The organism is uncultured Psychroserpens sp., assembly GCF_947494225.1.
In the GTDB taxonomy this organism is placed as follows: domain Bacteria; phylum Bacteroidota; class Bacteroidia; order Flavobacteriales; family Flavobacteriaceae; genus Psychroserpens.
Genome location: NZ_CANLUG010000004.1, coordinates 76,421 through 100,403, shown reverse-complemented (window position 1 = coordinate 100,403; position 23,983 = coordinate 76,421). Strand labels below are relative to the sequence as shown.

Genomic DNA, 23,983 nt, shown 5'->3' with positions numbered 1-23,983 from the left:
GTTTACTTTGTGATGGTTGGTTAATTCGTATGATAATTTGTGGTTTTAAATAGGTTAAATCCATTTATAAACCATCTGCCACAAAACTAACCAGCTAGCACAATTTACTTTTAATCAAGGTAGACCCTATCTAATTTTGTCTCAATAATTTAAATCAATTAAGAGATGAAAAAACTACAATCAAAAATAGGATTACTACTAGTTACGCTAGTATTTACAGCAGTATCATTTGCACAAAACGTGACCTTGCCCAGAGTGAGTCAACAAGCATCAATTACACAACGTTTAGGCTTGTCTGACGTAACGATAAACTACCATAGCCCGAGTGTGCAAGGACGACAAGTTTTTGGTGGCATTGTTCCTTATGGTCAAATTTGGAGGGCAGGAGCTAATGAAAATACAACCATTCAATTCACACATGATGCTACGATTGAAGGCAAAAAAATTGCAGCAGGAACGTATGGATTATATATGTTGCCAGATAGCGATGGAGACGTTAAACTTCTTTTTTCAAAATTTTCAAAATCTTGGGGAAGCAATCCACCAGACGAAAAAGATTTAGCTTTAATGGTTACAGTAAAATCTAAAACAATTCCTTTTCAAGAATGGTTGAGTTACAATTTTATAGACCGTGGAAGTAAAAGTCTTACGGCAGCCTTGCAATGGGAAAAAACACAAATTCCCTTTACTATTGAATTTGATGTAAAGACCATAATGGTTGATAATTTCCGTCAAGAGCTTAAAGGTGTCGCAGGTTTTGGATGGAGAGGTCATATGCAAGCAGCTTCGTATTGTGCGCAAAATAATATCAATTTAGAGGAAGCTATGGTATGGATAGAAAAATCTATTGCAAACAGTAAAGGCTTCAGTAACCTTGCTGTAAAAGCACAATTATTGGCCAATAAAGGACAACTTGAAGAAGCCGAAAAAATAATGGATGAAGCCATTCCTACTGGTAGTCCAAACCAATTAAACAATTATGGTTATCAATTATTGGGTTTAGGAAAAACAAAAAAAGCTATAGAAGTATTTACATTAAATGTAGAGCGCAATGAAAACCATCCATTTATTTGGGGCTTTTTAGATAGCCTAGGGGAAGCACATTTAAAGGACGGAAATAAAAAATTGGCCTTAAAATATTATAAAATGGCAAAAACAAAGGCGCCACAAAATCAGCACGCTTATTTAGATGGTGTTATTGCAGGAATTAAATAAAAAATGAGCGACATGAAAAAACTTAAAACAATTTTAACGCTATTAGTATTGATAACTCTTGGTTTCAATTGTAAAAACGTTGCAGCCCAGCAAACATTGGAGACATTTTTGTACGAGGGTGAGAAGTTAAACTACACAATTCTTTTACCATTAGATTATGATGCAATCAAAACCTATCCTGTAATGGTAGGGCCTTCAGATACCGAATCTGCAGATGATCAAAGTTTTTATTGGAGAGGAACTAAAGACAGTCAAGGCTGGATACTTATTGGTTATAAAGTATACAACGCTACAAATAGACTTGGAGAGGTAAAGGCTTTATTCGAACATTTAAAATCGAAATATCATGTAGAAGGCAATAAGTTCCATACGGTTTGTTTTAGTGCAAACAGTGCCAGTATTTTTGATTTAGTTATGGAAATGCCCGAATATTTTGCTGGAATAACAGGAATGGCAGGAAACCCTAATAACGGTAATAAAGAAAAATTGAAACAGTTAAAAGGTGTCAAAGTGCAATTTGTAGTAGGAGATAAAGACCCATACTGGATGCGGTCTGCCAAGCGAAGCCACCAGCTTTTGTTAGATTTTGGAGTAGACAGTAGAATAGAAATCATCAAAAATGGCGAGCATGTTATGAAGCCTCTTGTTGGAAAGGGGTTTTTAGATAGAGCCGAACGATTGAGACATTAGGTTATGAAAAAGGCATTTTATTTTTTTACGACATGCATTGTTTTAATGTTCTTTGCGTTTGGTTTTCAGTCTTTTGAAAATGTCAAACAAGCGCAGCAAACACCTAAAACTAAAAGCTTTGATCTCGCTGAAAACGTTAAAATTAAAATGATTTGGGTTGCGCCAGGAACCTTTAAAATGGGAAGCCCAGATGATGAGTTAGGACGTACAGGAGCAAGAGAAAAACAGCATAAAGTAACTATAAGTGAAGGGTATTGGTTGGCCGAGACAGAATTAACACAACGGCAGTGGGAAAAAATAATGGAGCATAATCCAAGCTTTAATAAAGGTGATAATCTGCCAGTTGATCAAGTGTCCTATAAAGATATTCAGCAGTTTCTAACAAAAATTAATAGTAAAGGAGGTCGGTTTAGATTACCTACAGAAGCCGAATGGGAGTATGCTTGTAGAGCAGATTCAGAAAAACCATATGCCACAGAACATAAAGATAACATGGTTTGGCATATTGGTAATTCTGGGAGGCAATCGCATCCCGTAGCTCAAAAAAGAGCCAATGCATGGGGCTTTTATGATATGCAAGGCAATATATTAGAATGGTGTTCAGACTGGTTTCAAGAAGATTATTCGAATGATAATCTCGATCCTAAAGGACCAGATAAAGGCATGTATCGCGTACAACGTGGTGGTCAATTTACGGGTCGTACTAAGCATACCAGAGCAGCAGATAGACAAAGAGCTTTGCCCGAAGCCCGAGATTTTTTTGTGGGTTTTCGTTTAGCACATAGCACATTAGAAAATTAAAATTAGCATTGAACATGAAAAAACGATTGTATTTAGTTCTCGCCATTGTAGGATTCATATGGCCTTCAATTTTAGTAGTGATAGAATCTGTTGAAACAGGGAATATTTTACTTTATACAGATTTTTCAGCAACGTTTAACGGTATGTTTGGAAATCGGATTTCTACTATATTTTCAATTGACCTTCTCTATGCAGTATGCGTGTTCTTTATTTGGTCATATAATGAAGCTAGAAAGTATAAAACAAAACAAGTATATCTAGTTTGGATACTTACCATGCTTTTTGGTTTGGCAGGTGGGTTTCCTCTATTTCTCTATTTTAGAGAAAAGCAATTAACACCTCAAACACATTAATATAAATGAAGTTATTCAATACAATGATTACGGTTCAGAAGTTCTCTATCGCACTATTAATGGCGCTTTGGGTTACAAATATCAAAGCACAAACCTATCGTATTTTATATACAAAACAGATTAACAATTCTGATAACATCTGTCTTATAGATACCAATGGAAATACAAAACAAATTACAAATCATTCAAGAAAAGACAGTAGTCCGATAGTATCTCCCGACGGAAACTTTATAGTATTTACATCCGAGCGTGTTGGGTGGTGGAAAATATGGACTTTAGACCTCAAAAAAAACGAGTACAAACAACTTACAACTGCCAGCAGTGCAGCCTATAGCCCTTCATGGTCGCCAAATGGGAATCATATTTTGTTCGTGTCCTCACAAACTGGGAATAGCGAAGTTTTTGTGATGGATAAGCATGGGAAAAACAAAAAAAATATCACTAACAATGAAGTTTCAGACACCATGCCTTTTTGGGGAATGGATAATATGATATATTATTCTTCTGAAATTAACGGAACTTATCAGATAGTAAGAATGTCTCCAAATGGAGATAACAAAGAAGTACTCACTAAAGATAAAGGTGATAAATTAATGCCACAATTATCAAATGATGGTAAGACAATATTGTATTACGGCAATGCAGATGGAAATTTTGAAATCTATACAACCAATATTGCTAATACTTCAAAAACACGTCTTACCAATCACCCTTTAATGGATATGAGGCCTAGATGGTCATCAGATGATAAGAAAATAGTTTTTGAACGCGGTAATAAAGGTGATAATCATCATGTGTTTATTATGGATGCTAATGGTAAAAATGTGAAACAATTAACGTTTTCCAATTACAATTATGCGCCATCGTTCGTTCCAAATACTGTTGACATATGGAAAGAAAAATAGTTTAGCAAAAAAACAAAACCCTTGTATTTACTGTAAATACAAGGGTTAATTGTGGAGTCAACGGGACAAAAGTCGAACTATTTTGATAAGGATTTAAGGTCCTTATCCTTACTAAAAATAAATAAATGATTTTTTATGTAAAATTATTTTTAAATGAAGATGAATTCGGTTCAAAAATTTCTAGCTGATGAGATTAATAAAACCTCGTTGTTGGAGTAATGGATAGTGTCATACTGTATCTATAAAAATTGTATATTAAACCTACTATTGCATTTGGTTTAATGAGTAAAGGAAAAAAAGTTTAATAAAAGAGATACGCTAAATATTTATACATGAGTACAAAGAGTAAATATTATGAGGCCTATGCTGCAGTAATGAAGATTACACTTAGAGATGGCGATGCCTCAGAGGAGGAAAAAAGCTTCCTTCAAGTTTTTGGAAAGAAAATAGGAATTACGTCTTCAGAGTATTTTGACATTTCGGAAAATTACATGAGTCATAAAATAGTTGCGCCTTACACTTATGAAGAACGAATGGAGGCATTGTACAAAATCGTTGAGATAATTTATTCAGAAAAGACGATGATGAAAAGTACACGCATCACATGGTTAGAACGAATGGCTATTGCTATAGGATTTGATCCGAGTTACGCTAAAGATATTATTACCAAATCATTAGAGCTATTTAGAGAGTGTTGCGATTTAGAATTCTATAAAACTGAAATCAAAAAAATAGGTGAATGATATTATTGATCAAAAAGATTATTTTATTTTTTTTACAGAGTACATTTTAACTTTTTTATTTTTCCCTTTAAGTAATATATCATCTTCGTAGGTGATTTTTAAGTTTTTGTCTTCTTGAATTTGGTCTAATACCTCTTTCGAAATTATCATTTCGGCATCTAAACGATTACATTCTCCCTCTAATCTGGAAGTTGTATTAATTGTATCACCATGATATGCTATTTCACGCTTAAAAACTCCTACCTCAGTAAGCATGATTTTTCCAGCATTAAGGCCAGCTTTAAACTCTGGAATAACACCATAGGTTTTCAAATAATAAGATTTCCTTTTGAGCAATGATTCCTTGAATGCAAAAAAAGATTCAATACAGTTGTTGTTTTTTATTCCAGTATTCATATTCCAGGTCAAGACCGCTTCATCTCCAACATATTGATATATTGTTGCTTTGTATTTATCGACAATAGCTAAATCGTAAAAACAATCTTGTATGAGCTTGCTGTATTTTACATGCCCCAATTTTTCTGCGTAAGTGGTAGAACTTTTTAAGTCTAAAAACATAAAGATTTTCATACGTTCCCTAGGCGTATAGAACTTACCTGTCATCATTTTTAAAAGATTCCCTTTTCCCAAGGTTAAATCTATATAGGTGACTAGGTTAATGGTAAAATTAACAATTAAGGCATATACAAAGGCAATCCAAAGTCCTTCTAAATTGTTTAGAAACTCAATTATTGATCTACTTTTTTCTACTATGGTGAAAATCTTGAAGCTATAGAAAATAACAAACACCAAAAGTACAGCCGTAATAATTTGTAAGATTAGTGAATAGAGTTGTAATTTGATGAAAGACACCCTGTGTTTTACATATCGGTCAACTAAAAATTGGAGACTTCCAAATACAATGGCTTGTAAAAACCAAGTGATAAAAAAAGTTATAGTTTGATTAACTATATTTAGGTTAAGTACGTTATTCGTTTCTGGATTGAACTTTTGAATCATTAACCAAATAATGCTTGCAAGAAACCATCCAATAAAATAATTTTTAATAGTACTGGAATATGTTTTCATACATTATAATTAGTGAGGAATAACTTTATGTGCATCTAAATTAATGAATAAAATTGTTATGAAATAATTAGAAACGATTAGTTGAATTAAATTTTTAAAATATCTTATCTTTATCTTATAAATATTTAAACTTAACTTATGAGTTCACAAAATGCACATTTTAAAAGTCAATATCATGATGCCTTTGCAGCTATAATGAAGATTACATATAGAGATGGAAATGCTTCAGAAACGGAACAATTATTTCTTAAGCATTTATCTAATAAATTAGGAATATCTGAAAATGAGTATGATACCATAAACAATACTTATATGAACTATGATATTGTTGCACCATATTTACATCAACAGAGAGTAGAACATTTTTATAAAGTTGTAGAGGTTGTTTATTCAGATAAAGATATTGATGGAGACAAACAAACAAAATGGTTAACAAGAATGGCTACAGCAATGGGGTTTGACCCGAGTAATGTTAAGTATATTGTAGCAAAATCATTGGATCTATTTAATCATAATTGTGATTTTGAAAGCTATAAAGAAGGTATAGATAATATGATGATATGATTATTATATAAAAAAAACCTAAACTATAATTTAGGTTTTTTTTTATAATTCAAATTTGATTCTATTTATAATTTAAAAGTAATAACAGGAAGCACTGCATGATTTACAACATCTTCAGAGATGCTTCCTCCAAAAAAGTGACTTAAACCTGTTCTACCATGAGTTGTCATAGCTAATAAATGAGCTCCCGTTTTTTTAGAGTGATTTAAAACACCATCTTCAATTGAATAATCAGAAGTATATTTAATGCTTTCTTTCCAGTTTTTAGCATCAGCTTTTTCCAAGAATTGATTCGCTTTAGTTTCAATTTCATCAGTGCTTTGGAAACCATTGTGAGGTGTATTCACGTGCAGTAATGTAACATTGTTACCTAAAACATTTAATAAATTACTCGCTTTCTGAAACGCAGGAATACTATCTTCTGAAAAATCAGTAGCTAAAACAATATTGTCAAAATCTACGTTTGTATTCTTAGATTTAACAACCAAAACAGGAGTATCACTATGCCTTACAACCTTTTCAGTATTAGAACCTGTGAAGATCCCATCATGATCACTATGACCTCTAGAACCCATTACAATCAAGTCAGCACCTTCTTGTTTAGCAACAGTATCTACTTCTTTAAATACTTTATGATGTTTGATCATTGGAACAACATCAATACCGCTTAAATAATCTTTATCAAGGAAACTTTCAAAAGTTTTGTTTGCTGATGCTAACATAAATAACATTTCTTCTTGTCTGTCAGAGCTAGATTCAGAAAATATAGATTCTGATAATTCCAACATATTCATTACGATAAGTTGTGCGTTATGCTTTCTTGCTAATGCTGCAGCTGTTTCTAGAGCATATTCTGAATGCTTTGAAAAGTCCACAGGTAGGATGATTTTATTCATAGTGTTTTGGTTTTATTAAATGTAAAAGTATGAAAAAAATGAACATTCATAATAATTCAATTATTCTTTAGAGTCATAATTTTACCTGCCCTTAAAATGGTAACTTCAAATTTTGGATCTACTGCTAAACTTTTTGCAAATTCAGCTAATTTCACAAGTGATTCATCTGTCAATTCAAATTTAATGTGGTTAAATGCTAAGATGATATCACCTCCAACAATAAGTTTTTTATTATTAATAACAAGCTCGGTATCACCACCTTTAATTCCCATTTCACCAAATATGGATAAAGTTACAACGCGTTGAACAAGTAAGCCACTATTTTGTGGTAAGTTGAAAATTTTTGCCTCATTGGCTGTTAAAGAATATAAATCAGCACCTAACCAAGGCATTTTATTATTCAATAGAAGATTGGCGGCCAGATTAGAACTACTTGCATACCCAATACCATCAAACCCTCCCGTTTTTGACTTGATGTGACTTACGATTCCAATTACTTCACCTTCTAAATTAAACATCGGACCTCCTGAGTTACCTTGATTTATAGCAGCATCTGTTTGAATAAATTCTGTGTTTGTAAATGGGTTTTTCCCTAGATTTTGTCTTTTGAAAGCACTAATGTACCCAGATGATAATGAAAAGCCAACACCAAGAGGAACACCTATTACAAATATTTGTTGACCAATTTTCATTTTGTCAGAATCTCCAAATGAAACAGTAACCGCATTTATTTTTGGTCTAAATAATTCGATTAATGCGATATCGGCACTTTCATATGAGGATACCACTTTTGCTGGTATTGTTTCTCCATCTGAAAATTTTACGACTAAAGATTCTGGCACTGTAACAACATGAGCAGCAGTAACTATTAATTTATTAGAAATCATAAAACCAGAACCCAAACCATTTGTACTTACCTTCTGCGAATTATTGGTTTGGTTAGTTGTGATGGTTTTTTCTTGAGTTAAAATTGCGACTACTGCAGGACTTACTCGTTCGTAAATTTTTGAAAGGTCTTGAGCATTGAGCACAAAACTGAAGAAAAAAGTGATGATAATCAATTTGTTTTTCATAGGAAAATAAAATGTGTTTTGATAGAAAATGAATATCTTTATATAGGTCTAAGTTAGGCTATTTTTAGTATAACTGAACTGAAATATTCATTTTTAATTTCTAATTACGTTATGAAAATTTTATCCATAAAAAGTGGTTTTATTATCTTTTCTATTTCTTTTTTGATTTTTAGTTGCGCTCCAAGACTGTCATCTAGTTTTGTAAAAGAAGGGTATACAGATAAAGCATATTCTAAAATAGCAGTTATTGGGATAAGTAATGATTTGACACCTAGATTAGCGTTCGAAAGAACAGCTGTTAGTTTATTTAAAGACAATGGCATTAATGCGGTTCATGGTATAGACATGTTTCCTCAAAATATGAGTAAGGAAGATCAACAACCAGCAAACCTGATGAAAATAATTAAGGATAATAATTTGGATGGTATTATTACCATGAGCTTAATTGATACGAATGATGATCATCGCTACCAACAAGGTAATAGTTACTCTGTGCCTGCTGGTTACTATAGAGTTGGAAGACATATTTATACACGTTATATTACCGTTAATGAACCAGGATATTATGTGCCTACAAAATCATATGTTATTGAAGCTGTTTTATATAACTTAAAAGGGAAATTGGTAGAAGGGAAGGAAACTTGGGTTTGGACAGGTGAATCTGCTTTGGTTAATCCTTCTTCGTTGCAATCTGCTGCGCTAACCTTTTCACGAGAAATGGTTGGACAGATTATTAAAGATGAAATAATTATTCCAAAATAATTTTCTCATTAGAAAGCATAGCCTAGTTTTATTCCATAGCGCCAAGCAGGAAGCGTAATTTTAGTTTCTTGATTACCATTAACTCTAAAATCGGGATCAATAAAATCTATGATGCCTATATCTTGCAATGCTTCTGATAAATCATCGTAAAATGCTTGAGGTACAGCACTTATTTCTGTTAAGGTAATTCTATTAGTACTAAATCCAGGGCCTGCAAAAATTAAGTCAATAAAAAAACCTTTTTTTAGCTGCCATTTATATCCAAGTTCTATTCCAAAAACAGAAGATTTTAAGTTTGCATCAATTAAAATTTCACTGACTTCATCATTTCTAGATCTATATACGCCTCCTAAATCTGCACTTGCGTCTTGATATTTAAAATAAGCACCTAAATACAAACCATTGAGACCTGATTTACGTTTTTGAAAATACCATCGAAATTCAGGAATAATCTTAAACCCTGAAAAATTCAAGTCATTAGAATCAAAGCGATCAAAACTTATTTGAGTAACCTCAAATACGCCAGAAGACCCTTTATATCCAAAAGACACACCCAAAGATGTATTAGTTCCTATGCCACGTTCATAATTTGCTTGAAATGTTCCGAAAAGTGGAAGTATTGGATCAACGCTTATATAGTTTTTTACAATGTCTAAATCTTCATCTTGAGCAAAACTACTATGTGAAATCAGGATTAAAGCGGAAGTGAGTAAATAAATATATGTATTAGGTTTCATTTTTATAAGGTTTGACGACAGTGCTTTAGGTGTTGGTTTTTCTGAACAAAAATTGAGTGATATAGTTATGAGTTAGACAAGTTAAGCTTTTTCCATCTTAGGAAGCATGACTTCATTTTTTTCATGATAATGTTCCATGTTTGATAGAATTTTGGTTAATAATTGGAGAACATCACCCATATAAGGTCCTTTGTTTAACATAATACATTCAGCTTGAAGTGAGTATACTGCATCAGTGATTTCTGACCTAGATGGTAATCCTTTTTTTGCGAAGTTTTCTAATACTTGCGTTGCCCAAACTACTGGGATATGAGCAGCACTACATAGTGCTAATATTTCCTCTTGAATTCTACCAATATTTTCCCAGCCAGTTTCAACGGCCAAATCTCCTCTTGCGATCATAACGCCAATTTGTTTCACCTTCATGGCAGTTAATAATATCTCTACAAGATTATCAAAGGCAAACCGCGTTTCAATTTTTAAGATAATGCTTAAAGAATTAGTGGCATTCCATTTTTCTAATTCCACAAGTAATTCTTCAACGTCTTCTTTAGAATTGACGAAAGAAAAATTAACGACATCAGCATTCTTAGCTACAAACTCTAAATCAATCTTATCTTTTTCTGTCAAACCACTAATACCAAGATTAGTTGTTGGAAAGTTCATTCCTTTTTCGGCTTTTAACTTAGAGCCTGTATCTTTTGCTCTTGTAATCTGTATTTCCATACGGTCATCAAGAATCGTATCTATGCGGCCTTCAATTTTGCCATCATCAAATAGAATGATGTCACCTTCTTTGATACGATTAAACACTTCTGGAGTTTGACAAGAGATATGAGCATTTTCGATTAACTTTCCTTCATCGTCATATACAGCAGGATTACCAAGAACGTTTTCTTTTGTAATGATAAGACTATCATTTGTCTTTAATAATATGTGTTGCTCAATTGAAGGTAATTCTCCAACAGGAGTATCCAACATGCCAGATCTATTACAACAAATTAATGTTCCTGTTTCTATGTATAACGTTTCGTAACAATGAACAGTTGCCTTATTTTTTGATGCTTCTATGACTTTGAGTTCTCTATGCTTGCCTCTCGAATCTTTTAAAAATAAAACATCATCCTTCTCTAACTTATTTAGCCATTCTTCGGAAATAGGTAATGAGTTGTACTCTGAATTTTCCATTATGATCGGAATGAGTTCAATTATAGCAGGATTAGTTATTTTGCCTGATCCATCTCTTTTAGGTGAGAATTTTTTGATTTTTGGACCAGGAGTAATATGGCCAGTTCTAATTTTTGGCCCTGCTAAGTCCATTGTTATTTTTATGGTTTTACCATGAGCTTTAGATGCCTTTTTTATATTGTTTATAATTTTTTGCCAAACTTCTGGTCCGTCATGCGCACAATTAATTCTAGCGCAGTTCATTCCTAAATCAACCATTTTATGAACCATATCATAATCATAGGCAGCCTGCGTTGGCTGAGTTACCATTATTCTGACGCGTCTCCCTTTAGACCGAAATCCTAAAAGTTCTTTTGAATGCTTGTTTAATAAACGTTTTCCATTTTTAATTGATAATCCAGGTTTAATTGTATTTGGCGGTTGCTCATCCAATAGTTTATAGAGAACAAATCTAGTTTTTATCAAACTAGACATAATGTGCCCTTCTGCTTTTGCTAATCGCGAAAGACCTAAATTCTGCAATTTTTTTTGAAGGGATCTTAAATCTACTTTCCTAAGACTGTTGTAATGGACTAAATTTCTGGCACTCTCTAAATAGTAGACGTGAGCAGATTTAAAAGGATCTTTAAAGCGCTGTTCTTCATGAATAAGAGTTTGAATAAGAGATTCAATTTGTACTATAAGTTTGTTTATCTTATTAGGATTAACTTTCATTTTTTAATTATAAATGTTAAGTTATATTAATTTAAATCTATTGTGCATTTCACGATCTAATGTTTCTCTATGGTCTGGATGTGCAATATTAATAAGCGCTTTAGCCCGTTGTTTTAAACTTCTCCCGAATAAATCTACAACACCGTATTCTGTGGCGACATAATGCACGTGAGCTCGAGTTGTTGTTACACCCGCTCCGTGTTTTAAATATGGTACAATTTTAGAGTCCCCTTTTTTTGTCGTAGAAGGCATTGCTATAATTGCTTTACCATCATTTGATAATGCGGCACCTCGTATAAAATCCATTTGCCCACCAACACCAGAATATTGATAAGCACCTATAGTGTCTGCACAAATTTGTCCAGTGAAATCTATTTCAATGGCACTGTTTATAGCTGTTACTTTAGGATTCAATTTTATTATTGAAGTATCATTAGTATGAGATGCTTCTTTAAAATGAACCACAGGATTGTCATCTATATAATCATATAGTTTTTGTGAGCCAACAGCGAACGTAGTTAGTATTTTTCCGGGTTTTACTTTTTTGTCTTCACCAGTTATAATACCTTTTTCTATTAATGGAAGTACGCCATCTGAAAACATTTCAGTATGAATACCTAAACGTTTATGGTTCGTTAAATTATTCAATACAGCATTGGGAATATTACCGATACCCATTTGTAGCGTAGCACCATCTTCTATCAAATCAGCAACATGTTTGCCTATTTGTGTCTCAATAAATGAAGGCTCAGATATTATGGATTGATGTATAGGTGTATCAACTTCTACGGCATAATTAATATTACTAATATGAATAATCCCATCACCATGAGTTCTTGGTACTTTTGGGTTTACTAAAGCGACAACTGTTTTGGCTTTTTCAATTGCTGGAATTGTAATATCTACAGAAACCCCTAACGAGCAATACCCATGTTTGTCTGGAGGAGAGACTTGAATGAAAGCAACATCTATGGGCAAGATGTCTCTTCGGAATAACCAATGAATTTCACTTAAAAAAATAGGAATATAATCACCATTATTTGAGTTAACTCCTTTTCTAACGTTACCACCAACAAAACAACTGCACAGGTTGAAAGATTCACTATAAGGGGCTTCCATGTATTTTGCTTCGCCGTCAGTATGAATTTGTAAAATTTCTACATTTTTCAGTTCATTGTAACGATTACATAGTGCATCTATTAATAAATTGGGTGTCATAGCTGCTCCTTGAAAAAAAACACGATTTCCAGATTTCACAATGGAAACTGAGGTGTCAATATCAACTATTTTTAATGAATTATAACTCATAGGAATATTTTTTAAAACGATAATTGAAACCACTTTTCTTAATTAGAGAATTAAATTTCAATCTTCCTAATTATTCAAAATGATATTAAAATAATCTATTCTTTAAATTTACTTTAATATTAACCATTTAGAAAATTGAATCATAATAATTTATTAAATACAAAACTGGCACCAATTAAAATTGATGCCAGCTCAAATAAATTAAAGGGATTATCTATAATTTATAAAAAAAATTAGAGAGTTAGAGTTTGCTAAATTGCTTTATGTAGACGTTCTTTCCACTTTGAATGCGTATAAAGTATAATCCAGTTGAGAGTGAAGATACATTGATGTTTTGAAGCGTATCAAACTCATTTATTTTTTGACCTGTTACAGAAAGTATACTTACGTTATCTATTTTTATACCTTCTGGGTTTAGAAAAGTCAAAACGTTTGTTACTGGGTTTGGATAAAATGAAAAACTATCAAATACATGATCTTCAACTCCAAGTAGAGGTAATCTAAAAATAAATCCACTTCCGTTATTTGTCACTCCAACTATGGTAGAGCCATCATCAGACAACCCTAAAGGTAGTGCTAATATTGCACCCTGAACATCTATATCTAATGAAATAGCATAATCGGTAAGGTCCACCAATCCTTCACTTTCTGTATGTATAAAACCTCTTCCGAAAGCTGCTGGTCCTGGCCATTGTCTGTAATAACCAACTGCTATTTCACCATCGGATGATAAGCCAGTTGTGGTTCCTCTCCATCCATTTACTGGAGAAGGCCCAATATTAATAATTCCTGTTGATTGGCTCCATTTCCAAGCCTGAAAATTATTTGCAGATCCTTGTCCACCGCCACCTGCCCAAAGACCATCATCAGACAAAGTGCCTACCTCAGCAGCAGGGTCATTATTAGAATGGGTTAATAAGGTCTGAACGCCATTGGTCCATATAGCGCCTTGCCGAATTCCATCTGAATTATCTTGCCATCCACCAATTACGCTACCATCATTATTGACGGCATTCGCTCTTGTACTTTGACCAGATACTGTACTTCCAAGATCTTCTATGCCACTAACCTCAGTCCATTTTATGGCATGTGCCGATCCAGCATTGACCCAACCTAATCCAACAATTGTGGATCCATCTGATGAGATTGCCCAGGCAGAACTTGCAGAACCTTGAGACGAGGAACCTAAAGAACCGTGTGATGTCCACGTCTGATTTGTTATATCATACGAGCTTAGTTCTCCAAGATTATTACTTGGATTAATACGAGTAGCTGCAACTAAAGATCCATTTCCATTAATTTTAGTTTGCCCACCATAAAATGATGGTTCTACACCTCCAATAAAGGTAACGCCATTAGCTTCAGTCCATATAAAATTTTCCATATTGTTATGCCCTACAGCAATGGAGCCATCGTTGCTAACATCTGTTAATATTAATCCAGGCTCAAGAATAATTAACTGTGCGCTACAGTTGTTCGAATACATAAATAGAATTATGATAAAAGTTACAATTCTACTAATGACAAGTATGTTTCTTTTCATTTAAATAAGATTTAGTAGTTAAAAAAATAAGGTGCTAATCAATTATACAATTAGTTCCAAATGAAATAAGAATATGATTGTCTATACTTTTATATAGAAGGTTAAGATTAGAGTTTGCTAAGTCTTTTTATCCAAACCGTTTTTCCGCTTTGGATACGTACAAAGTATAACCCAGTTGATAGGGAAGACACGTTTATATTTTGAAGTGTGTTATAGTCATTGACTTTTTGACCTGTTGCTGAAAATATACTCACGTTATCAATATTTAAATGTTCTGGGATTTGAATATTTAAAGTGTTTTTTGCAGGATTTGGATACATTTTAATATCTAATTCACTGTATTCATGATCTGGAGTTGATAAGGTATTTGTATCAATATTATAGGTCATAATTCCAAGATCGGGAGTTGCTATATATACCACAATAGAATTGTTATCAAAAATAAAGTCCATACTCTGAGAACCGACATTTTCAATGGCTTGAACAGGAATTTCAATCCATGTGTCCGCATTATCTAAACTAACTAAAACTTGCGCTTCAGTTGTTGGGGATGAATATATTGAAGCGGCAAGATGATTAGTGCCAGAATATTTAATAGAAGTAACGTTATCACCTGAGTAAACTTGTGTCCAGTTTTCAGCATAGTCGGTTGTTTTATATATACCTTGAGTTGTTGCAATTACGATTTCTTGGTTATTATTTGGATTTTGTTTAATATCTAAAATAGCATCACTATTTGGTGTTAAAGAAATTCCGTCGCTCTTCAATTCCCAAGTAATACCATTGTCTGAAGATTTGTAAAAGTTTGTACTCACTGAAACGAATACAGTATTAGGATTCTGGCTATCAAAAGCTGTTGACCAATGTAATCCACTTTCAGGAAGTGTAATTTGTGTAGGTGTAGGACTCATTGGATCTGAAAAATCAATTTTATAGGTTCCTGAGTTTTGAAAAGACGCCCAAACAATATTATTATTAGATGGATCTGTAGTAGTACTAAGGAGATTGTCAAATTGTACACCGTAAATAGGAAATGGATTTGCTCCAAATTCATTACTCACATTGAGTAATGTATTGCCAAAGCCACCACTTGTAAAACTATATACTCTTCCCTCCATAGTTCTATCTATAAAATACGTATTTCCATTACCAATATTTCCAATGTTAATAGGTATGATATTATGTGCTGTTTCTAAATTTGTAGTCATGTCTTTATGTACTAAACCACCTTGTACACCATAATATAAATTTTCAGATCCAATTTCAGAGACTGCTACTTTATTAGAAAGAAAGAAAGGATTCTCTAATTTTTCTAAAGTGACACCACCATCAGTCGATTTAAAGGGATGATAGTTAGCATTGACCATCAATTCATTGCTGTTGAAAGGATTGAAGGACACATTAAGTCCATAAAAATAAGAGTCTGGGTTCTCAGTGAAGTCATCATTGAGCGGGTAAACATGGTTAGTCCATGTTGCACCTCCATCATTTGATATAATCATTTCATTGGTGTCTAGTACGATTATCTTATTGCTATCGGTTGGATCATATTCTATTCGGGTGATGTCGTCCTCAGCCCAGTCATATAGATTGGTCCATGTTATAGTCATAGGTTGCCAAGTGTCACCATTATCTAAAGAATGGTATAAGTTCTGATCTCCACCACCAAACGATGAAGAAGTTCCTAATAACATTTCAGATGCATTTTGAGGATTAAAAGTAATTGGACTCAATACAATACCTGTTAATTTTTCAGTCCATGTTCCACCAGCATCATTTGATACAAATAAGCCACCATCAACTCCATTTGGGCCATAAGTTCTCGAAATATATAAACTGTCAGGATTATTTGGGTTAATAGCAACATTATTAACAAATACAGAATCATAATTAGTATTAAAATATATTTCAGACCAAGTATTTCCAGCGTTAGTAGTGTAAAACACTTTTACATAATTTATGTTTTGGTAATTAAACCCTTGAGCAAACAAGATAATGTTTGGGTCTTGATTATAAATATCATAGGATGTAACCCATTGTTGATCTGATAGACCAGGGTTAGGTGCTGTAATCTGTTGTGATATATTTTGAGTGTTTAAATCAAAAAAATAAATAGTATTATTTGCGTTCTGACCAGAGTTTTTAATAATAAAACTAAGGGTGTCGTTCTCCATTAATCTTAAGTCACTAATTTGAGTACCACTCTCAGGAAACGAATACATGATTTCCCAATTAATACCATTGTCAATAGACTTCATTAGATGGTTTCCAAGTGTAACTGCATATAATGTATTTTCTGTATTAAGGTCATAGGTTACATCGTCTAACCTTCCGTATGTGGTGCTTCCTTCATAGCTAATTTGAGCAAATGAGCTATAAGTGCAGCTAATAATTAATATTAGTGTAAATAATGATTGTAAAGTTGTTTTCATGGTAATTAATTTAGATTTTGACAAATCTTTCTAAAAACCAAAATATCTAGCAAAAATGTAGACCGAAATAGTGTGACATTTTATTAGAATAACGTGACAATACTTTATAGGGAAGCTAAATAGTGGTAGAGATCGTTACTCTCACCTAATCCAAGTTTTTTTGAAATACGCTCTTTTCGTTTTCTACAAGCTTCGGGGGTGATATTAAAAACTGTAGCAATCTCTTTTGGAGAAAGGTCCATATATACATAAGAAATGAACCGAATATCATTAGCATTAATTGAAGTATGCTTTCTTTTAAGGTTACTTAAAAATCCTTGGTTCACTTCTTCAAAATGCTTAATAAAGCTGTCCCATTCTTCATCTGTTTTTAAGTAGCTCTTTAGGTTTTTAATATGCTGTTTAATCGTTGAAGAATGTTCCAAGGTATTGTTTGCTTCTAATTCAGAAATAATAGTTGTAACAAGCTTATTTCTATCTGATAAGAAAAGCGCCTTTGCCGAGAGTTTTCTGTTTTTGGACTCAATTTCGCTTTTTAGTTGCTTTTCGAGTAATAAATTTTCATTTTTTTCTTTCTCTAATTCTAAAGTCAGAATTTCTTGATTTCTTTTTTCAAGAATTTTACGCTGTTTATTTTTTAAAACTTGGTTTCTTAAAGCCCAAATAATTAGAAGGAACAATAATAAAGCTGCGCCCAAAATTGTATAGAAGGTCTTTCTCTCTTTTTTAATTTCTTGTTGCTGATCACTTAGCTTTTTTTTGTAATTTTCAATTTCAAATTTTTCTTTACTTCTTTCAAATAATTGACCATCATTTATGGTATTTAATTTCTCTTTAGCAATAATCAATGAATCTTTTATATTTAAAGCTGCCATATAGGATTCATTTTTGGTTAGCAAATTAGAAAGTTGTTCGAAAGCATTTATTTTACTTTCTAAAGTGATACTAGCTTCCACAGACATTTCGGCATAAGTAATAGCATCTTCTATATGGTTTTCCTTTGCAAAAGCCCTAGAAATCAATAATAATAAATTGTTTTTAAGTTCAGAATTAGTAACATCATTTAATTGTGGTAGTAATTCAAAAGCTAATTTTTTTGAACTTTCAGTATTATCTCTTAATAAATAATTCTCTACTAACAAGGCTTTAGCTTCTAATAAAAAATCAGGAGATTCTTGGGACAAATTAATGGCTTCATCTAAAAATGATCTCGCTTTAGATAATTCATTTTTTTTGTTTGCAACAGAGGCTAGATTAATAGCATAGATACTTAAATTAACAGCTGCATTATTTTTTTTAGCGATGTCATATGCCTTGAGAAAATACTCTTCAGATTTATCGAACTTTTCTTCCTTAGAATAGAGAATTGCAATATTATTTAGAACAATCATTTCTTGCTGAGGTTCTAAGTCTTTAATTGCAATGGTATATGCTTCCAAATAATATTCTAGAGCCTTGCCATAATCGAGCATATTATAATAATTGGCACCAATATTATTAATGGCTAGAAATTGTTGTTCGTACCATTGATTTTTAATTGCCAATTCTTTGGCTTGGTTGAGTAGTTCAAGAGATTTTGAGTAATCCTTTTCTACCATAGCATTTACGCCATCTTTAATAATTAGATTGGCTTCTTCTTGCGCCTTTAAACTTATTATCGCTGAAGATAAAGTAAATACTAAAAAAAGATAGAACCTCATAATGAATGTCATAGAAATGTTAATCAGAGATTAAAAACAAAGTTACATCTTTATTAATATAGTTTTTGAAAGTTTTTAAAAGGCAAAGCGAATCCCAACACCATAAATATTTTGACTTCTATCTTCGCCTGAGCTATTTTTACTAAAATCCTGTTTAGTACTGATAAAAATATGGCTTGATTTTTTGAAATTATACCCTATCTCTGTGATCCCAAATTTAGTATCGAAATCACCTAAATTTTGTCCTGAGTCTGGTTTTAATGAACTAAATCCAGCTGCTACATGCCATCTCATATTAGTAGAAAACTTATAACGTGAATAAAACTCTATGCCTTTACTGTCGTAGAACATATCTCCTGTTCTATGATGGTTCTTAAAGATACCATAAGACAAGGCTACTCTAAAACGATTTTTTTCAAAAGAAGCCGCAGTAATAAAGGCTTCATCATCTACTTTTGCTTGGTTGGGTTCAGGGTCTTCTACACCGTCATTTACTTTGTTATAAGCTATACCTATAGCAAACCCCTTTATTTTGTAATTGGCTCCAAATCCATAGGTGTCAATACTTTCACTATTTTCAGAAATGTTTCGAGTTTGTGCTTGCGCAGCAAGACTCAACCCCTCTTTTTTATAGTTTAGTTGTAATACTTGATTTGCTCTACCTGTTCCAGAAATGCCACCATCAGAGATGTTCCATACACCTAATCCAGTTCCACCAAAAGCTAGAAAATTATCCAATTCACTTGCAGCTAGGCTATAATATATAGAATTGTTTTTTCCAAAAATAAGAGAGAACTCTTTATAAGAAACCCCTGCATAACCAATTCTTGTAAAAACGGCATCTCCCACTTGAGCTATACCTTCATCTGCATCAACAGCAAATTGGACAGTGTCATCTCTAGAGGTTAAATTCAATCCAAATTCGACACGCCCAATAATATTAAAATTATCATCTTCATTTTGGGAGAGTCGATGATTAAATTTTAAACCTATTCGTGGTGCATTATTTGAAACTCCTATCTCACCTTCATCTGCAAAACCAGCACCAAGTCTTATACTTCCGTAAGGTGTTACTCGAGAGGTTATTTCTTCTATCCAATTTGTATTAGTTTCAGTTTCTTTTTTATTATTTTCTTGCCCATATGTATGACAAGGAATGGAACATAACACCAACAATAATGTCATTTTCGTGAATATGTTAAAATGAGTTTTCATTTCGATAATTTTTGATTAACAAATTATTTATGTAATGCTGCCGTGTATTTAGGATTCATTAAATTATCTACACTTAAGATTTCATCTAACTTTTCTTCAGAAAGTAATTCTTTCTCAAGCACTAATTCACGAATTGTTTTACCAGTTTCTACAGCCTCTTTGCCTAAAATATCACCCATATGATGACCTATATATGGATTCAAAAATGTAATTATACCTACTGAATTAAACACCATTTGTTTGGTATGCTCTTCATTTGCAGTTATTCCATCTACACATTTTTCAGCAAGTGTAATGCAAGCATTTGATAGTAATTCTACAGACTCAAACATGCATTGTGCAATTACTGGTTCCATAACATTCAATTGTAATTGTCCAGCTTCTGCAGCAAAAGAAATTGTGACATCATTACCAATAATTTTAAAACAAACTTGATTAACAACTTCAGGTATTACCGGATTTACTTTGGCAGGCATAATTGAAGAACCTGCTTGCATTTCTGGTAGATTGATTTCATTGAACCCACAACGTGGTCCTGAAGATAATAATCTTAAATCGTTACAAATCTTAGATAGCTTAACACTGGTACGTTTTAATGCTCCAGAAATCATAACATAAGCACCACAATCTGAAGTGGCTTCAATTAAATTTTCTGCAGGAACAAAACTTGCCTTAGTGTATTGTTGTAAATATCCTATAGATAATTGTGTAAAGCCATCTGGTGCATTTACACCTGTACCAATAGCAGTTGCGCCTAAATTAACTTCTAAAATAAGATCACGACAGTGTTTTAGATTCTTTGTTTCTTCTTTTAAATTTGCAGACCAAGCCCCAAATTCGTCACCTAAAGACATTGGTACAGCATCTTGTAATTGTGTTCTTCCCATTTTAAGAACTTTCTTGAATTCTGCGGCTTTTTTATCTAAACTCGATGTTAAAAGGTTAATACGTTCTAACAACTGATTCATATAATAATAAACAGCAACTCTAAAGCCTGTTGGATATGCATCATTTGTAGATTGAGACTTATTTACATGGTCGTTAGGATGTAAAATGTCATAACTTCCTTTTTCATGACCATTTAGTTCAAGACCTACATTTGCAATAACTTCATTAGCATTCATATTTACTGAAGTTCCAGCACCTCCTTGAAATACATCTGAAGGGAAAAATTGTGCATATTTTCTTAAGTTATCAAGTATGTGATCACAAGCTTGAATAATCATATCTGCCTTGTCTGATGGAATAGTTCCAATTTCTTTATTAGCAGCTGCGCATGCTTTTTTGGTTAGAACTAGGCCTTTAACAAAAATTGGAAAATCACCAATTTTAGAGCCAGAAATTTTAAAGTTGTTAATTGCCCTTTGCGTATGAACACCATAATATAATTCGTCATAAATTTCTAAGTCTCCTAAAAGGTCTGTTTCTTTTCTTGTTTTCATGATGTTTTGTTTTTTGTGATGATTGTTTATAAAATTAAACCTCCTAATATAAATCCGAAGATGACACTAGATACTATTGTGACGACGCCAGGTATTATGAATGAGTGGTTAAATACATACTTACCTATTTTTGTGGTTCCAGTATCATCCATTTCAACTGCGGCTAATAGTGTAGGATAAGTTGGTAATACGAATAATGCACTTACTGCTGCAAAAGAAGCAATAGCAGCTATAGGGCTAACCCCTAAAGCTAAAGCTGCAGGCATTAACGCGGTTGTTGTTGCGGCTTGCGAGTATAATAACATACTAGCAAAGAATAAAACAACAGCCAACATCCAAGAATATTCGTTTAAAACACCACCAGCTGCGCTCTTAATTTCTTCTATATGATTGCTAACAAAAGTATCACCTAACCAAGCCACACCAAGAACACAAATAGCAGCACTCATACCTGATTTAAAAGTAGACATACTTGTAATGTCATTCATTTTTATTTTGCAAACTAAAGCGATTACTGTTGCAGCTAATAGCATTACAGCCATAATAGCTTCGTTTCTACCAATCATAGGGTTCTCTATAAGACCAACTTTTTTAGAAATCATACTTGCATATGTAACAATTAATATAATTGCTACTAAAAAAATGCCGACAGACCGTTTTGCTTCTTTTGAGTCTTTATAGTTTTCTTGACTTTTCGCTTTTACTAATCCAGCAGCAACACGTCTTTGATACTCTGGGTCTTCGGCTAATGGTTTTCCTAATTTGTTAGCAACTATTGCACCTACTAAACATGCCAAGATTGTAGATGGAATTGCTACAGCGAGTAGTTGTAAGTATGAAACGCCCAAAGGTTCTAAAAAACTAGCAAATATGACAACTGCCGCTGAAATGGGTGAAGCTGTGATCGCAATTTGAGATGCCACAACAGAAATACTTAAAGGTTTTGATGGTCTCACACCACCTTCTTTTGCAACCTCTGTAATTACAGGAAGTGCTGCGTAAGCAGTATGCCCCGTTCCCGCTAATAAAGTCATCCAGTACGTAACAGTAGGCGCAATAAACGTAACGCGCTTAGGGTTTTTGCGCAATATTTTTTCAGATAAATGAACTAAATAATCCAGTCCACCAGCTTTTTGCATTGCTGCTATCGCAGAGATGACTGCCATAATAATTAATATAACATCTACAGGTACGGAGCCTGCTTTTAATCCAAAGATAAGTGTGAGTACAACAACACCAGCACCACCAGCATACCCAATACCAATGCCTCCCATTTTAGATCCCAGGAAGATAAAAAAGAGAACGACTAATAATTCTATCCAAATCATAATTATCTGTTTTTAATTAGTTATCATTTATTTTTTTTGTGATCGCTTTTAGTATGGCATTCCAACCAGCTTTGTGAAGCTTTAACTGATCACTATCAAGAATCTCTTTAACATCTTCATTTAATAACTTTACTTGTTTTTGGATTTCCGATTTTATCTGTTTTTTTGATAATTTAATATTCGGATTATCCAAACGCTTCATTTTGTAAGCATGATACTTTACTACATTATGATAAACGACTCTTGTGTCACCCTTAAGTTTCATTCTGTCCATAAGGTCTTCATACCACAAAGCCTGTATTTCTTCGTTGTCTGATAAAAAAACATCTACTCTGTATTCTAGACGCTCTTTTTGTTCTTCAGTTAATTCTTGTGCTATAACAGTTTGAAAACAAAAACAACTGATTACGATGATAAAAATTTTCTTTAAATCCATTAGATTAAAAATTGATTACTATTTATTTAATTACTCTTGCAAAGTTCAAAATAGACTTTACTATTAATGATGATAAACGTCATGTTTTCAAAACTTTAACATTACTTTGCAGTCAGATATTCATTACCCAAAAATCCTAGACTTTGTAACTCTAGCATTCATTTCGGCAATATTAATTATTGAAATACCTTCAGGACATTCTACTTCACATGCACCAGTAAAGGTACAACTTCCGAAGCCTTCAATTTCCATTTGAAATGTCATTTCTGCCACACGTTTATGTTCTTCTGCTTTACCTTGAGGCAATGTATTTAAATGATTTATTTTTGCTGAAGTAAATAACGCAGCAGATGAATTTTTACAAGTTGCTACACAAGCGCCACAACCAATACAGGCTGCTGCATCCATTGCTCTATCTGATATTTCTTTTGGTATTGGAATTGCATTTGCTTCTGGTGCTGTTCCTGTTTTTGCACTTATAAAAGCGCCCTGTTCAATAATTCTATCTAATGAAGAACGGTCTACTACTAAATCTTTAATTACTGGAAATGACGCTGCTCTCCATGGTTCAACAACAATAGTATCTCCATCATTAAAACTACGCATGTGTAATTGACAGGTAGTTATATTATCATGAGGGCCATGAGCACGACCATTAATAAATACTCCGCATTGTCCACAAATACCTTCTCGGCAATCATATTCAAAAGCTATTACTTTCTCATCTTTAAGAACAAGCAATTCATTTAAATGATCTAGAGCTTCTAAAAAAGACATCTCTTCAGTTAAACCATCTACTTCATAATCTCTTATGGCTCCTTTATCTTTAGGACCTTCCTGCCTCCAAATTTTAAATGTTACTTTCATAGT

The 23,983-nt window shown here is 32.9% G+C and carries 22 protein-coding genes; 8 read left to right on the top strand and 14 right to left on the bottom strand.

The features are described from left to right. The first annotated feature begins 165 nt into the window (after positions 1–165). From Q0893_RS10805 to Q0893_RS10780, 6 genes are all read left to right on the top strand, one after another. Positions 166–1,215, top strand: a complete 1,050-nt coding sequence (locus Q0893_RS10805) for a DUF2911 domain-containing protein (protein WP_299275412.1) — start codon at positions 166–168, stop codon at positions 1,213–1,215. 12 nt (positions 1,216–1,227) lie between these two features. After that, complete coding sequence (locus Q0893_RS10800) at positions 1,228–1,905, top strand: hypothetical protein (RefSeq protein ID WP_299275409.1); 678 nt, start codon at positions 1,228–1,230, stop codon at positions 1,903–1,905. A 3-nt stretch (positions 1,906–1,908) separates the two neighbouring features. Further along, entirely contained in the window at positions 1,909–2,706 is a 798-nt protein-coding gene (locus tag Q0893_RS10795) for a formylglycine-generating enzyme family protein (protein ID WP_298902582.1), read from the top strand. Between the two features lie 14 nt (positions 2,707–2,720). Then, a complete protein-coding gene (locus tag Q0893_RS10790) occupies positions 2,721–3,059 on the top strand; it encodes a DUF2834 domain-containing protein (protein ID WP_299275405.1) in 339 nt (112 codons plus the stop codon). 5 nt (positions 3,060–3,064) lie between these two features. Further along, the gene (locus tag Q0893_RS10785) at positions 3,065–3,964 is read left to right on the top strand and encodes a DUF5050 domain-containing protein (protein WP_299275401.1); all 900 of its coding nucleotides are present in this window, start codon (positions 3,065–3,067) and stop codon (positions 3,962–3,964) included. 332 nt (positions 3,965–4,296) lie between these two features. Next, positions 4,297–4,707: a hypothetical protein gene (locus Q0893_RS10780; protein ID WP_299275398.1), complete on the top strand. Its 411-nt coding sequence runs from the start codon at positions 4,297–4,299 to the stop codon at positions 4,705–4,707. Between the two features lie 18 nt (positions 4,708–4,725). On the opposite strand, the gene Q0893_RS10775 is transcribed toward Q0893_RS10780, so the two are convergent. Continuing rightward, positions 4,726–5,775, bottom strand: a complete 1,050-nt coding sequence (locus tag Q0893_RS10775) for an adenylate/guanylate cyclase domain-containing protein (protein ID WP_298902596.1) — start codon at positions 5,773–5,775, stop codon at positions 4,726–4,728. Between the two features lie 138 nt (positions 5,776–5,913). Here Q0893_RS10775 and Q0893_RS10770 point away from each other — a divergent pair, with 138 nt between their 5' ends. Beyond that, entirely contained in the window at positions 5,914–6,339 is a 426-nt protein-coding gene (locus tag Q0893_RS10770) for a TerB family tellurite resistance protein (protein ID WP_299275394.1), read from the top strand. A 65-nt stretch (positions 6,340–6,404) separates the two neighbouring features. Here Q0893_RS10770 and Q0893_RS10765 read toward each other — a convergent pair whose 3' ends face one another. Further along, positions 6,405–7,235 carry a universal stress protein gene (locus Q0893_RS10765; protein WP_298902598.1) on the bottom strand — a complete coding sequence of 277 codons (831 nt, stop codon included), beginning with the start codon at positions 7,233–7,235 and terminating at the stop codon, positions 6,405–6,407. A 56-nt stretch (positions 7,236–7,291) separates the two neighbouring features. After that, positions 7,292–8,308: a trypsin-like peptidase domain-containing protein gene (locus Q0893_RS10760; protein ID WP_299275390.1), complete on the bottom strand. Its 1,017-nt coding sequence runs from the start codon at positions 8,306–8,308 to the stop codon at positions 7,292–7,294. Between the two features lie 111 nt (positions 8,309–8,419). Between Q0893_RS10760 and Q0893_RS10755 the strand changes: the two genes are divergently transcribed. Next, complete coding sequence (locus Q0893_RS10755; RefSeq protein ID WP_299275387.1) at positions 8,420–9,070, top strand: hypothetical protein; 651 nt, start codon at positions 8,420–8,422, stop codon at positions 9,068–9,070. An 8-nt stretch (positions 9,071–9,078) separates the two neighbouring features. Here Q0893_RS10755 and Q0893_RS10750 read toward each other — a convergent pair whose 3' ends face one another. From Q0893_RS10750 to Q0893_RS10700, 11 genes are all read right to left on the bottom strand, one after another. Beyond that, the gene (locus tag Q0893_RS10750; RefSeq protein WP_299275384.1) at positions 9,079–9,807 is read right to left on the bottom strand and encodes a hypothetical protein; all 729 of its coding nucleotides are present in this window, start codon (positions 9,805–9,807) and stop codon (positions 9,079–9,081) included. Positions 9,808–9,888: 81 nt separating this feature from the next. After that, complete coding sequence (locus Q0893_RS10745; RefSeq protein WP_299275381.1) at positions 9,889–11,709, bottom strand: pyruvate kinase; 1,821 nt, start codon at positions 11,707–11,709, stop codon at positions 9,889–9,891. A gap of 21 nt (positions 11,710–11,730) precedes the next feature. Then, positions 11,731–13,017 carry an acetyl-CoA hydrolase/transferase C-terminal domain-containing protein gene (locus tag Q0893_RS10740; protein WP_299275378.1) on the bottom strand — a complete coding sequence of 429 codons (1,287 nt, stop codon included), beginning with the start codon at positions 13,015–13,017 and terminating at the stop codon, positions 11,731–11,733. Between the two features lie 241 nt (positions 13,018–13,258). Beyond that, the gene (locus tag Q0893_RS10735; RefSeq protein WP_299275374.1) at positions 13,259–14,560 is read right to left on the bottom strand and encodes a T9SS type A sorting domain-containing protein; all 1,302 of its coding nucleotides are present in this window, start codon (positions 14,558–14,560) and stop codon (positions 13,259–13,261) included. A 107-nt stretch (positions 14,561–14,667) separates the two neighbouring features. Next, on the bottom strand, positions 14,668–16,992 hold the full coding sequence (locus Q0893_RS10730; RefSeq protein ID WP_299275371.1) for a T9SS type A sorting domain-containing protein: 2,325 nt from the start codon (positions 16,990–16,992) through the stop codon (positions 14,668–14,670). Positions 16,993–17,096: 104 nt separating this feature from the next. Further along, a complete protein-coding gene (locus Q0893_RS10725; RefSeq protein WP_299275368.1) occupies positions 17,097–18,704 on the bottom strand; it encodes a tetratricopeptide repeat protein in 1,608 nt (535 codons plus the stop codon). Between the two features lie 63 nt (positions 18,705–18,767). Continuing rightward, positions 18,768–19,907: a porin gene (locus Q0893_RS10720; RefSeq protein ID WP_298902608.1), complete on the bottom strand. Its 1,140-nt coding sequence runs from the start codon at positions 19,905–19,907 to the stop codon at positions 18,768–18,770. A 23-nt stretch (positions 19,908–19,930) separates the two neighbouring features. Continuing rightward, positions 19,931–21,349, bottom strand: coding sequence for an aspartate ammonia-lyase (aspA, locus tag Q0893_RS10715; RefSeq protein WP_366915886.1), 1,419 nt, complete (start codon positions 21,347–21,349; stop codon positions 19,931–19,933). A gap of 26 nt (positions 21,350–21,375) precedes the next feature. Then, complete coding sequence (locus Q0893_RS10710; protein ID WP_298902609.1) at positions 21,376–22,677, bottom strand: anaerobic C4-dicarboxylate transporter; 1,302 nt, start codon at positions 22,675–22,677, stop codon at positions 21,376–21,378. A 16-nt stretch (positions 22,678–22,693) separates the two neighbouring features. Continuing rightward, positions 22,694–23,113 (bottom strand): hypothetical protein, encoded by a 420-nt coding sequence (locus Q0893_RS10705; protein WP_299275363.1) that lies wholly within the window; start codon positions 23,111–23,113, stop codon positions 22,694–22,696. 123 nt (positions 23,114–23,236) lie between these two features. Then, entirely contained in the window at positions 23,237–23,980 is a 744-nt protein-coding gene (locus Q0893_RS10700) for a succinate dehydrogenase/fumarate reductase iron-sulfur subunit (RefSeq protein WP_299275359.1), read from the bottom strand. Positions 23,981–23,983 lie beyond the last annotated feature (3 nt).

Coding starts and splice junctions, on each gene's coding strand:
- Q0893_RS10705 (WP_299275363.1), bottom strand. CDS start 23,113: ATGGATTTAAAGAAAATTTTTATCATCGTAATCAGTTGTTTTTGTTTT.
- Q0893_RS10700 (WP_299275359.1), bottom strand. CDS start 23,980: ATGAAAGTAACATTTAAAATTTGGAGGCAGGAAGGTCCTAAAGATAAA.
- Q0893_RS10775 (WP_298902596.1), bottom strand. CDS start 5,775: ATGAAAACATATTCCAGTACTATTAAAAATTATTTTATTGGATGGTTT.
- Q0893_RS10720 (WP_298902608.1), bottom strand. CDS start 19,907: ATGAAAACTCATTTTAACATATTCACGAAAATGACATTATTGTTGGTG.
- Q0893_RS10780 (WP_299275398.1), top strand. CDS start 4,297: ATGAGTACAAAGAGTAAATATTATGAGGCCTATGCTGCAGTAATGAAG.
- Q0893_RS10740 (WP_299275378.1), bottom strand. CDS start 13,017: ATGAGTTATAATTCATTAAAAATAGTTGATATTGACACCTCAGTTTCC.
- Q0893_RS10750 (WP_299275384.1), bottom strand. CDS start 9,807: ATGAAACCTAATACATATATTTATTTACTCACTTCCGCTTTAATCCTG.
- Q0893_RS10795 (WP_298902582.1), top strand. CDS start 1,909: ATGAAAAAGGCATTTTATTTTTTTACGACATGCATTGTTTTAATGTTC.
- Q0893_RS10755 (WP_299275387.1), top strand. CDS start 8,420: ATGAAAATTTTATCCATAAAAAGTGGTTTTATTATCTTTTCTATTTCT.
- Q0893_RS10765 (WP_298902598.1), bottom strand. CDS start 7,235: ATGAATAAAATCATCCTACCTGTGGACTTTTCAAAGCATTCAGAATAT.
- Q0893_RS10710 (WP_298902609.1), bottom strand. CDS start 22,677: ATGATTTGGATAGAATTATTAGTCGTTCTCTTTTTTATCTTCCTGGGA.
- Q0893_RS10760 (WP_299275390.1), bottom strand. CDS start 8,308: ATGAAAAACAAATTGATTATCATCACTTTTTTCTTCAGTTTTGTGCTC.
- Q0893_RS10730 (WP_299275371.1), bottom strand. CDS start 16,992: ATGAAAACAACTTTACAATCATTATTTACACTAATATTAATTATTAGC.
- aspA (WP_366915886.1), bottom strand. CDS start 21,349: ATGAAAACAAGAAAAGAAACAGACCTTTTAGGAGACTTAGAAATTTAT.
- Q0893_RS10790 (WP_299275405.1), top strand. CDS start 2,721: ATGAAAAAACGATTGTATTTAGTTCTCGCCATTGTAGGATTCATATGG.
- Q0893_RS10745 (WP_299275381.1), bottom strand. CDS start 11,709: ATGAAAGTTAATCCTAATAAGATAAACAAACTTATAGTACAAATTGAA.
- Q0893_RS10800 (WP_299275409.1), top strand. CDS start 1,228: ATGAAAAAACTTAAAACAATTTTAACGCTATTAGTATTGATAACTCTT.
- Q0893_RS10725 (WP_299275368.1), bottom strand. CDS start 18,704: ATGACATTCATTATGAGGTTCTATCTTTTTTTAGTATTTACTTTATCT.
- Q0893_RS10770 (WP_299275394.1), top strand. CDS start 5,914: ATGAGTTCACAAAATGCACATTTTAAAAGTCAATATCATGATGCCTTT.
- Q0893_RS10735 (WP_299275374.1), bottom strand. CDS start 14,560: ATGAAAAGAAACATACTTGTCATTAGTAGAATTGTAACTTTTATCATA.
- Q0893_RS10785 (WP_299275401.1), top strand. CDS start 3,065: ATGAAGTTATTCAATACAATGATTACGGTTCAGAAGTTCTCTATCGCA.
- Q0893_RS10805 (WP_299275412.1), top strand. CDS start 166: ATGAAAAAACTACAATCAAAAATAGGATTACTACTAGTTACGCTAGTA.